The organism is uncultured Veillonella sp. (assembly GCF_905209685.1).
Lineage (GTDB): Bacteria > Bacillota > Negativicutes > Veillonellales > Veillonellaceae > Veillonella.
The window spans coordinates 1-11,617 of sequence record NZ_CAJLUB010000049.1 but is presented as its reverse complement, the minus strand read 5'-3'; the positions used below and the strand labels follow the sequence as shown (position 1 = coordinate 11,617).

8 protein-coding genes and 1 pseudogene are annotated in these 11,617 nt (G+C 40.7%); 8 read left to right on the top strand and 1 reads right to left on the bottom strand.

Annotated elements, in window-relative coordinates; all coding sequences use genetic code 11:
• Together QZ055_RS05115 and QZ055_RS05110 are read left to right on the top strand one after the other, a co-directional pair.
• Positions 1-374: pseudogene (locus tag QZ055_RS05115) on the top strand (carbon monoxide dehydrogenase); the annotation flags it as partial.
• Positions 375-1,009: 635 nt separating this feature from the next.
• Positions 1,010-1,372, top strand: coding sequence for a hypothetical protein (locus QZ055_RS05110; protein WP_105090068.1), 363 nt, complete (start codon positions 1,010-1,012; stop codon positions 1,370-1,372).
• Positions 1,373-1,489: 117 nt separating this feature from the next.
• On the opposite strand, the gene bioB is transcribed toward QZ055_RS05110, so the two are convergent.
• Positions 1,490-2,518: a biotin synthase BioB gene (bioB, locus tag QZ055_RS05105; RefSeq protein WP_295782137.1), complete on the bottom strand. Its 1,029-nt coding sequence runs from the start codon at positions 2,516-2,518 to the stop codon at positions 1,490-1,492.
• A 329-nt stretch (positions 2,519-2,847) separates the two neighbouring features.
• Here bioB and QZ055_RS05100 point away from each other — a divergent pair, with 329 nt between their 5' ends.
• From QZ055_RS05100 to hemQ, 6 genes are all read left to right on the top strand, one after another.
• Positions 2,848-4,119: an exonuclease SbcCD subunit D gene (locus QZ055_RS05100; RefSeq protein ID WP_295825080.1), complete on the top strand. Its 1,272-nt coding sequence runs from the start codon at positions 2,848-2,850 to the stop codon at positions 4,117-4,119.
• Positions 4,109-6,991 (top strand): AAA family ATPase, encoded by a 2,883-nt coding sequence (locus QZ055_RS05095; RefSeq protein WP_295825078.1) that lies wholly within the window; start codon positions 4,109-4,111, stop codon positions 6,989-6,991. Before QZ055_RS05100 ends, QZ055_RS05095 begins: the two co-directional genes overlap by 11 nt.
• 163 nt (positions 6,992-7,154) lie before the next feature.
• Positions 7,155-8,198 (top strand): uroporphyrinogen decarboxylase, encoded by a 1,044-nt coding sequence (gene hemE, locus QZ055_RS05090; protein ID WP_129823598.1) that lies wholly within the window; start codon positions 7,155-7,157, stop codon positions 8,196-8,198.
• A 4-nt stretch (positions 8,199-8,202) separates the two neighbouring features.
• The gene (gene hemH / locus QZ055_RS05085; RefSeq protein WP_295825076.1) at positions 8,203-9,102 is read left to right on the top strand and encodes a ferrochelatase; all 900 of its coding nucleotides are present in this window, start codon (positions 8,203-8,205) and stop codon (positions 9,100-9,102) included.
• Complete coding sequence (hemG, locus tag QZ055_RS05080; protein ID WP_295825073.1) at positions 9,099-10,691, top strand: protoporphyrinogen oxidase; 1,593 nt, start codon at positions 9,099-9,101, stop codon at positions 10,689-10,691. Before hemH ends, hemG begins: the two co-directional genes overlap by 4 nt.
• A 122-nt stretch (positions 10,692-10,813) precedes the next feature.
• Positions 10,814-11,545 carry a hydrogen peroxide-dependent heme synthase gene (gene hemQ / locus QZ055_RS05075; protein WP_119206270.1) on the top strand — a complete coding sequence of 244 codons (732 nt, stop codon included), beginning with the start codon at positions 10,814-10,816 and terminating at the stop codon, positions 11,543-11,545.
• The last annotated feature ends 72 nt before the right edge of the window (positions 11,546-11,617 follow it).

Sequence of the window (11,617 nt, the reverse complement as noted above, 5' to 3'; positions counted from 1 at the left end):
ACGATCAACCACCAGTATGGCATGTTGGCGAATGTGTAGATAATGCACGTTCCTCTGGTATTTTCGCTGGTATTGCTGGTGAATTAGGTCTTAACTTGCCACAAATGCCATTTGCAATGTCTAGCCCTGAATGGTCCAACGAAAAAGGTATTGATGCATCCCTTGGCTTCCGCTTGATGGGTATCAACTCTTACCACTGCGTTGAGCCACCTACACAAGGCTCTGATGCTGTTACAAAATGGCTTAAAGAAGACACTAAAGACATCTTAGGCTCTGTTATGTATGTAAATACAGATCCTGCTAAAGTAGCTGAAAAAATCTTAGCTGATATCGATGCTAAACGTGCTGCTTTAGGCTGGGCTGAAGTAAAATAAACGACAGTCGAATTGAATAGTACATTTTGTACATAATAATACCCTCAAAGGCTTAATTGCTAATGTAGTTAAGCCTTTGAGGGTTTTCTTTTTGTTGATTTAAAATTACTCTTTTCTATTGTATTTGAAAGCTGATTTATACTAGTAATATTAATATTCTATGGATTATGAAATGGGACATAGTAAATAAAATTAGAAACTATATGCAGGTGTTGAATATAGGAATATTTTTGACAACGAAAAAAGGACTCCAACTGGAGTCCTTTTTTCATGTAAGGGGAGTGTTAGTATTAATATCAAATGAACCATGTATTTAAACAAGTAGTAGGTTTGGGGTTAGTAATACTTGTCGGGAGATAAATACACGTATGGTAACCAGGGAATTGTTACCTCTATTTATCATTTGACATTGTCATTATAAGAACAATAAATGAGTCAAAAATGAAGTTTTTTAAGAAATTTCTTTTAATTTCTTGAAATTCTAAAAAAGATAATAATTAAGTTTAATTATTGTTGATAAATACGGGGTAATTTTGGTATTATATATAAAGGAGAAGTTGTATATTTTATAAAGGTTTAATGGCTATTAGAGTTTTATAAAGTATACAGCTCTATAGCATGAGAGGAGCAGTCATATGAGGAAAATATTTACCATATTGTCCCTTTTGTGGCTACTCAGTATAGGGGGGACTGCTAACGCAACGGACTGGTACTATGTTGGACCAGATGCATCAGGAAACCAATTATTTATTGACAACGACAGTGTTCAAAAAAGTGATTATGATGCGCTTTTGTGGCTGCGGGTCAATGAACTGGGTGGCGACGAATTGCGATATAAAGTGTATATAAGTAGATATAACCGTACCATGGAAACATTAAAGGTAGATGCATACATGGCAGACGGTACACCCTATGAAAATGTAGAGTTCAATGAAAATCCTGAACCTATTGAAGGCAATACAAATGGTCAAGCCATTTATAATTTATTATGGCAATAAAAGAACCATCTAGCACAGCAAACTAGATGGTTCTTTTTATATGTGTAAAAAATTTATAAATCTTAGGAATATTTTTTATATACAACATCCTCAAAGGAGAATGGTATATACGGAAATTTAAACTTGAGCAGAGTTGCGGTTTAATTCCAAGTCTTGAATCATTTGGAGATCGTCTTGTGGAGAACGACCGCCAGTTGTTAAGTAGCCACCAACCATGATACCGTTAAGGCCACCTTTTAAAGCATAGGCTTGTAAGTCACGAAGATTTACTTCACGACCGCCAGCTGTACGAATCAATGCATTTGGCAAGATGAAACGGAATACAGCGAAGGTACGTAAAATATCTAATGGACGTAATGCTTTATTGCTTTCAAATGGCGTACCTTTAACAGGATTCAAAATGTTAAGTGGTACAGAGTCAATATGTAAGCGTTTAAGCTCAAATGCCATTTCTACGCGTTGTTCTAATGTCTCGTTGAGACCAAGGATGCCGCCGGAGCAAACGCGAATGCCTGCTTTTTGAGCGTTGTCGATGGTAGACATTTTATCTTCGTAGGAATGGGTTGTACAAATATCTGGGAAGTGACTAGGTGCTGTTTCGATATTGGAGTGGTATCGAGTTACACCTACTTCTTTCAATTTGAGAGCTTGTTCATAAGTTAACAAACCAAGAGAACAGCAAATTTCGAGGCCTACTTCATCTTTAATGCGGCCTAATACGCGAATGATTTGATCGAATTCGTTTGGGTTATTAGTATTACGACCACTTGTTACGATGGAGAAGCGAATAGCGCCTGCCTCTTTAGCTTTGCGAGCCGCATCGAGGATGCTTTCATCATCCATGAACGGATATACTTGAACGCCTGTTTCGTGATGTGCAGATTGAGCACAGAATTTACAGTTTTCAGGACATTTGCCAGATCGTGCATTTACAATGGCGCATACATCTACGGAGTTGTCATTGAAATGTTGACGAATTTTATCTGCCATAGCGAGTAGAATCATCGTATCATCATCAGATGTATGAATTAACTCAATTGCTTCTTCTTTTGTAATTTCACCACCATGCATAATACGATTTGCTATGGTAAGGATTTTTTCGTATGTTCCCACCTGGGATGGTTGTTGATCTGTAGGCAAAGCCATAATAGCCTCCTAATTGTTAACTTAATAAAAATATAAAATATTGACAATTTGATTGTAAACGTTAGTGCATAAATTGTCAACTTAATGTATTTTTGGGTTAACAAAAATATTTATGTAGTTTTTAGAGCGCTTTTAATACAGGGGAATTATATGACTTACAACTAATTTTAGAGGCTATATTTTACTATCTATAGTAAGGTGTTAAATCTATGTTAAGGTTTTAATTGATAGTTATTTTTAAGTAATCTTTAGGGTTTTGTAGTATAATAGAGTATTGTAATTACTATATATAACTATAATAAAAGTACTAATATAAGGAGTGGATATAGATGCAGCCATTTCGATTTATACACTGTGGTGACCTGCATTTAGGGGCACCCTTCCAATACGCTACAGGTATTAGCCGCGCCGTTGATCGCGCCGTCAGCGAAGCTACCTATGTAGCCTTTGATACAATTATTGACACTGCTATTGATGAGCATGTTCATGCTGTTGTCATAGCTGGTGATATTTATAATAGCGAAGATCACAATTTAGAGGCTCAAGTGCGCTTTGTACGTGCCATGTATCGCTTGGCAGAGCATCGCATTGCAGTTTATATGGTGCAAGGTAATCATGACCCGGCTGAAAGCTGGAAGGCTCAATTGCAGATGCCTGACAATGTACATGTATTCTCTAGCGAACAAGTACAACGTTTTCCATTAATTGTTAACAATATTGAAATTGGTGGCGTTTACGGTATTAGTTGTGGTCATGGTAATGAAAGCGACAATTATGCGCGTCAATACCGCGCCTTTGAACGTGATGAGTTTTCTCTTGCTGTTATGCATGGTACAGTTGGCTCTAGTGCGGGCTCTGAAAATCATAATGTAACTGGTCCATGTAGTTTAACAGATCTAGCAGAAGCAGCTATGGACTATTGGGCGTTAGGACACATTCATAAATCCCAAGTGCTCAGTGAGGAACCTCTCGTTGTATACGCAGGTAATCCGCAAGGTTTACACCGCAAGGAACTAGGTCCGAAGGGGTGCTATCTTGTTTCTGTATCCCATAATGGTCATTGTGAACCTCGATTTATTGAAACCAGTGCTATCCATTTTGAAGAAATCAAAATTGATATTGCAGGCATGAAAACTGAAGCAGAATTCTTAGAAATTTTACGCCATAAAAAAGAGAATTTGCGTAAACAGTATAAGAAGAACATCTTGCTTTCTATTGTTCTTGTAGGAACAGGACCATTGCACCGTTTATGTACACAAGAAGGGGTGCGTAAATTATGGTTGCAAGAGTCTCAAAGCGAAGAGAAGAGTAAATCTATATTCGTTATGCCGTATCGCATTATTTCCACAACACGACCTACCGTTAATTTAGCAGAGCGTAGATTGTTATCTGATGTGGTAGGTGATTATTTGCGTGCCTATGACGATATGGTTGACGGCAATGCGGTACAGACGGCACGTCAAATTTTGGCAGAACGTCCTGAGTTTAAACGCTTAGGTGTATATGCCGATTTGTTGAGTGATGAATTATTGCTTCGCGCCTTGAAGCGCTGTGAAATTGAAGGTGTTACTGTATTGATGGGGGCTAACGATGAACATTAAACGCATACGATTTGATGAATTTGGCCCGTATCGCGACTGGTCTTTCACTACCGGTGAACATGGGGTTCAGCTCATGTATGGTCCTAATGAAAGTGGTAAAACATCTCTTCTTGAAGGGATGCGCACGCTCTTATTCGGCGGCACGCATAAGGCTTATGGTCCTATGACCGGTGCTCTCGATGTGGATCGTAATGGTGAAAGCTACTACATCGGTCGTAAGGGTAAACAACTAGACTTTTACAGTCCTGGAAATCCAGCCATTCATGAGGAGCCAGCTCAACACTGGTGGCATGGTATTGATAAAAAAACATATAATCGAATTTTTGCATTGACCCTTGATGATTTACAAGGCCTCGATGTGTTGCAAGAGGTAGAGGTTCGGTCTCGCTTCTTCGGCGCTGAAGGTGGGGAACATTTAGGGTCTGTTGTAAAAGACGTTGAAAAAGGAGCTACTGATTTATTGGTAGCATCCTCCAATGGTAAACGCCGCATCAACGTGTTGATGGATGAGCTTAAGGAAAATCGCCAAAAGTTAAGCCATTTAGCCGAGCATGAAGCGCAATATGTAGAACTGCAAAAAGCCTTTCACAGTACGGAGCAGACTGAAGCAGAATTGCAAGGTCAGTTGCAAGAGTGGAAGGAATACCGCGATGGTATAGATGTGGTATTGCGCGCGTGGGATACGTATCGCCGTAGCGAAGAAGCGCGTATGCACATGCAGCAGTATAATAGCGAGCTTGCTTTGAGCCGTGATGAGTTCCTTCGCATCGACGAGGAAATCAAACGCGCTAGAGACAACATGCAGCTGTGGCAGGAAAAAGAAGCGGCCTTAATGCCGGCTAACTTTAGTCCTGATAGTCCGTTTGGTACGTATGGTCAAGATATTGAAGACCTCATTCAACAAGGGGCTAAATGGGAACAATTGCGCCGTGAATGTGAAGAAGGGGATGCGTACATCTTTAAGGTACGGGAACAATTAGAATTTTCTCGTTCTATGCATTCAGCATGGCGTGATGATGAACCGATGGCCGATGATGTGAATTGGTTTGAAGGTGAGCGCTTAGCAAGTCGCTTGCGTACTGCTAAAGACCAATTATTGCATTGGCAAGATCGTAAACCTGCTGAGGCATCTGATGATTTGCCAGCAGCTAACCTTGACGGGGCATCCTTGCCAAATTACAGTGAAGAAGACTTGGCAAAAAAAGAACATCTTGAACGTGAACTAGAGCTTATCTTGATGGATATAGATCGAGTTACGGAAAAACGAGATAGCTATGGTCCAGATGCACAACCGAGTCATTTGCCAAAATGGTTACAACGCATTAGCGGTGTAGCAGCCGTTATTGGTGTACTACTTGTATTAGCGGGCCTCTTAGTATTAGAGTCCGTCCTATATACAATCGGTGGCTTTATATTGTTAATCCTATCGATGGCATTGTTCTGGTATGCAACATGGAAACGCCATAATGGTAATTCTGATGTATCTAAACTGAACTATGAGTTACAAATCTTGTCCTCTCGTAAATCTGATGTAGAACATCAGCTAGAGGCGTTGGTTAAAGCCGCAACACCTGTGGTGAGCCCAATTCCATCCATAGAAGGGGCGGCACATCTTGACCGTTGGATTCAAGAAGGCCATACATTACAAGCTATTTATGATGAAGCTCTTGCAGCTTGGCAAAATTGGTTGCCACAAGGTGCGGCGAAGAGTCTTAACGAAGATGATTTCTTTGGTCTTAAACAAGAGTATGATCAATACCATGAACAATTACGCACTATTGAAGGCTATGAAAAGCGATTAGCTGAGCATAAAGAAGGGTTGCGCGTTATTGAAGACCAAGCGATGACCTTGTGGTATAACCTTGGTGTTGAAGCACCAGTATCTCCAACAGAGTTAAAACGTATTTATAACCAATACAAAAACTTCCAACAAAATAAAATTGTATGGGAGCAAAAGGAAGCACAACGTAAAAGCTTCCGCAATGAGTACGATAATTGGCACCGCAAAGAAAAAGAATTGCTACTTCGTCAACAAGAGCTCTTGCACAAGGCTGGTATGGAAAGCTCCAACGAGTATCGTCAACATCTTATTGATGAAGATCAATACAAGCAATGGCAAACCATTTACAAACAAAGTCAGGTTCAATTAGATCTATTAGCGCCTGATGCGGAGAATAGAGATTTATTCTATCGCCGCTTGCGTGAAGGCAATAAGGATAATTGGCTTGATGAATTAGCTCATTCTGAACGAGAAATAGCATCCATTGAAGACAAGTTGGCAATCTTATATGAGCGCCGTGGTCAAATTGTAGAGTCTATGCGTGCCCTAGGTTCTGACCAAGAGCAACACCAAATGCTTCAAGAACGTGAAGCATTACAAAATGAACTGGAATCTGCTCTCGAAGATTGGGCTACACAAGTATTGATGAGCCACTGCATGGATAAGGCTCAACAATCATATGAGCAAGAAAAGCAGCCTCATATGTTAGAACTTGCATCTTCTTATATAGAACGGTTAACTAGTGGTATGTATACCTTTGATGTTCTTGGTATCAATGAAGGGGTAGCCTTGGTTAATGGCAATGGAGAGCGATTAGAGCTGAAGTACTGGTCTAGCGGCTTGGCTGACCAAGTATACTTGGCATTGCGCCTAGCATTAGCTAAGGTATTCTCTTACCAAGTCGAATCCTTGCCAATCATATTAGATGATATTCTCGTACGCTTTGATGAAAACCGTCAGCGCAGTGCATTAGAATTATTAGCTGAAGTCGGAAAGAACCAACAAATCTGGTTATTTACATGTCAACGTTCTGTATTTGATATGGCTCAATCTATTACAGGCATTGATTGCCACAAATTGAGTCGCAATTAAACATTGATTGCTACAGATTAAGTCGCAACTAAATTGAACCCCTGTGAAGGTGTTTAGCTTTCACAGGGAATATTCATAGTGATGATATATGTGATGTAACTAAAGTAACTGTTTTAGTTATCATAGTGTGTTAGTATAAATTAGAAAGAAAGGGGTTGAGTACTTGAATACAGCATATTTAGATATGATCCAAGGGAAGAACCCTGGTGTAACACCTGTATGGTATATGCGCCAAGCTGGTCGTAGCCAAGCGGAATATCGCAAAATTAAGGAAAAATATACGCTCTTTGAGATTACAAAAGAGCCTGAGTTATGCGCTCGCGTTACGGAATTGCCTGTAAAAGAATACGGCGTGGATGCGGCGATTCTTTACAAGGATATTATGAGTCCTATGGTCGGCATGAATGTAAAGGTAGAACTCAAGGCTGGTGTAGGCCCTGTGTTTAATACACCGATTCGCTCCATGGCTGATGTAGATAAATTAGATACCTTTGATCCTACAAAGGTAGACTATATTGGAAAAACAATTACACTGTTAACATCTGGTATGCTCGACGTTCCGCTTATCGGGTTCTGTGGCGCACCATTTACGATTGCGTCATACCTCATCGAAGGGGGCCCGACAAAGAATTACAATAAAACTCGTGGCATGCTCATCGGTGCTCCTGATGTGTGGAATGCATTGATGACAAAGTTAGCGGATATGTCTATTGAGTACTTGTCTATGCAAGCTGAAGCGGGTGCGAATGCACTACAAATCTTCGACTCTTGGGTAGGTGCTGTGAATGCGGATCAATACAAACAAGGTATTTATCCTCATATGGAACGTATTATTAAGACTGTAAAAGAACGATACCCTCATTTGCCTATGGCCATGAATGGTGTTGGTACCGATCATCTTGTATCTATTTGGTCTCATTTACCATTGGATGTAATCGCTCTTGATTGGCGTAGCTCCATCGTTATGGCTAATGAACGAGGTGTAACACAAACGGTACAAGGTAATCTAGATCCAGCGTATCTATTCGCCGATGAAAAAACATTAGCTCATGAAGTAGATCGTATTTTACTTGACGGTGTTCGTTACGGTCGCCATATCTTTAACTTAGGTCATGGCGTATTCCCAGAAGCGGATCCTAAAAAGCTTCATTGGCTCACAGACTATGTACATGAACGTAGTCGTGAACTATGGGCTCAAGAGGGGTAATCTAGTGAACATTGAGAAAAAAGGATTATTATTTTTATCCTATGGTAGCCCTTCAAGTAAGGATGATTTAGTGCCATATATGACGAGCATTCGTCATGGTCGTGTGCCTACAGAGGCGGAAGTGGTTAATCTTACACGTCGCTATGATGCAATTGGACAATGGTCTAATATAGAATTACAAACAATGGCAGAGCGTCAATATGAAACATTGATTACATTGTTACCATCAATGCCATCAGCTATTGGTTATCTTCATATGAAACCTTCGATTGCTGATGCGGTAGATGCTTTGGTCCAACAAGGTGTAGAACACATCGTTGCTATCGTAACGGCTCCATTCTTTACGTCTCTTGGTACAGGGGCCTATGAGAAGCAAGTACAAGCTGCCATTGGTGACCATCAAGGGGTAACCTTTGATGTTATTCGCTCCTGGTGGGATCAACCATCATTTATGGAATATTGGGTAAACGCCGTTTCGGATTGTATCGATGATACTAAGGATGTATTTGTTATTTTTAGTGCTCATAGTATACCGCTTATTAATAGCCACAACGGTGACTCTTATGCGTTAGCCTTAGAGGAAAGTGCCCGAGAAATCGCAGAACGTTGTGGTTTATCTAATTGGTCTGTGGCTTGGCAGAGTGCGGCACCACATGGTCAATGGTTAGGTCCTACCGTAGAAGAGGCCATCAATCAAGCTCTACGTAATGGTGCGATACATATCGCCTTTGTACCATTTGGCTTTGTCAGCAATCATGTAGAGGTGTTGTACGATAATGATGTGGAGTGTAAAGAACTCGTTGATGCGGGCGGCGCTGTATATATGCGTGCACAGATGCCGAATTGTAATGAAACATTCTTACAAGCTATGGCGAGTGCAATATTAGAAAGGATTCATTCGTGAATGTAACAATTGTGGGCGGTGGCCTAACAGGATTGACAGCGGCTTATTATTTAGGTCATGCGAAGCCGGACTGGAATATCACTCTTTACGAACAAGCACCACGATTTGGTGGGAAAATACAAACACAACGAGTTGATGATTTCGTAGTAGAACTAGGCCCCGACTCGTATTTAGGTCGTAAAACGGAAATGACGGACCTAATCTATGATCTTGGATTAGGCGATACCCTTGTATCAAATGAAACAGGGCAGGCCTTTGTGTATGATAAGGGTTCAATTCATCCTATTCCAGGTGGCTCTATCATGGGGATTCCAACGGAAATGATGCCTTTTGTGAAAGCGACGCTCATTTCATGGCCTGGGAAACTGCGTGCTGGCCTAGATTACTTTAAAAAGCCTTATCAGCTCGATAAAAATGGTGACGTATCCATTGGTCATTTCTTTAAATACCATTTGGGACAAGAAATGATGGATAAGCTCATCGAACCACTATTAGCTGGTATCTATGGTGGCGATATCTATAAAATCAGTCTATTGTCTACGTTCCCTCATTTTATTCAAGTAGAACAAAAATATGGGAATATGGTAAAAGGTATGATGGCTGCTAAGATGGGCCACTCCAAAGCGGGGGTTACAAAAGCGGCTAAAGGTGCTGTTGCTGAAGGTGACGTACCGCGTGCTGGTAAAGGAACTATGACAGACCGTCAATTTGAAAGTCATGAAGCGAAGTCCACTAAGGCCCATGCGGATATAGCGAGTCGCAAGGGCACTGCTGCTCAATCTGGCATGTTCCGTCAATTGACAGGTGGCCTTGAAAGCGTTATAACAGCCATCGTTGAGGCTATGCCTAGCAATGTACAGTTACATACGGGGACACTAGTATCTAATATTCGATATGTTGAAGGTATGTATGCTATAGATGTGGTGAATTCTGTAAACAATGCTTGTGGCTGTCAATCTACTACAGATTCAGCTACAGAGGTTCTTCTCGATAAAGCTCCTGCTATAGCGGATCATGTGATTATCTCTACTCCACCTGCGACGTATTCGCAATGGTTTAAGGATGACGCCGGCTTTGACTTCTTGCGCTCCATGGAGCAATCTAGTTGCGCTATTGCTATTATGGCCTTTGATAAAAGAACCTTTGATGGTGAATTAAAAGGCTCTGGTCTGTTGATTACACGCAATACAGATACGCCTCTTACGGCATGTACTATCCTTAATCAAAAGTGGCCACAAACAACGCCTGACGATAAGATTGTATTGCGCGTCTTTATCGGTAAACCTGGCAATGATGTAGTAGAACATCTCAATGATGAGGAACTTTCAGAATTAGCGGTAAAAGAAATACAACGCATTATGAATTTTTCCGCACAACCTGAATGGGTTCGCATTAACCGTCTCATTCACTGTATGCCGCAATATAATGTGGGCCATCGCGCAGGTATTACAGCCGTACGTAAACATGTAGCTGAGAATTATCCAAACTTACACCTTATTGGTACGCCATTTGATGGCATCGGTATCCCTGATGGTGTGAAACAGGCAAAAGAATTAGTACAGTCTATTGTAGGCAGTAATGAAAACTAATATTAGTAAATAATTATAAGAAAAGACTCCATGTGCTATAATAGTATATGGAGTCTTTTCGATTCTTATAGTAATAGAAATATATCATTTTAATATAATCACCATAGATAGGAGTGATCATAATGGGGAAAGCAATCCCTACAGTAGAAGGTTGGCATAGCCAACACATGGTATTTGCCATGGATTTCAGCGCATGGAACTGCTTTACAGCTGAAGAGAAAGCAGAAGCGCGCAATGAATTAAAAGCATTTTTAGCGGATCTTGAAGCTAAACATCAAGCTAAAGAAGGTAGCTATGCATTCTATGATTGCAATGGCGCAAAAGGGGATTTAATCCTATGGATCCTTGGCCCATCCCTTGAATACTTGGCACAAGTAGAACGCAAGTTCCGCCGCCTTGCTATTGCAAGCGTACTAGTTCAAACATATTCCTATACATCTGTAACAGAAGTAAGTGCTTATGTTAAGGCTAAACTCGATACAGAAGAAGTTAACCAAAAACTGTACCCTCATGTACCTCGCGATAAATATATTTGCTTCTATAACATGAGCAAAAAACGTGAAGGCGATGATAACTGGTTCATGCTACCACCTCAAGAACGCGGTGCGTTGATGAAATCTCATGGCGAACTTGGTAAAACATACTTAGACGTTCTATCTGAATTCACTACAGGTGGCTGCGGCTTAGACGACTGGGAATGGGGCATTACCATCTTCAGTAACGACGACATTCAATTCAAAAAAATCGTATACGATATGCGCTTTGAAGTAGCCAGTGCAAAATACGGCATCTTCAGTGACTTCTACGTTGGTACCATCATCGACGATGCACTATTAGAAGAAATCTTTGGATAATAAAAAAAGGGACTGCCTAGTGATATGTACCCCCTTTACTGGACAACCAGTAAAGGGGGTATTTTCATGAGA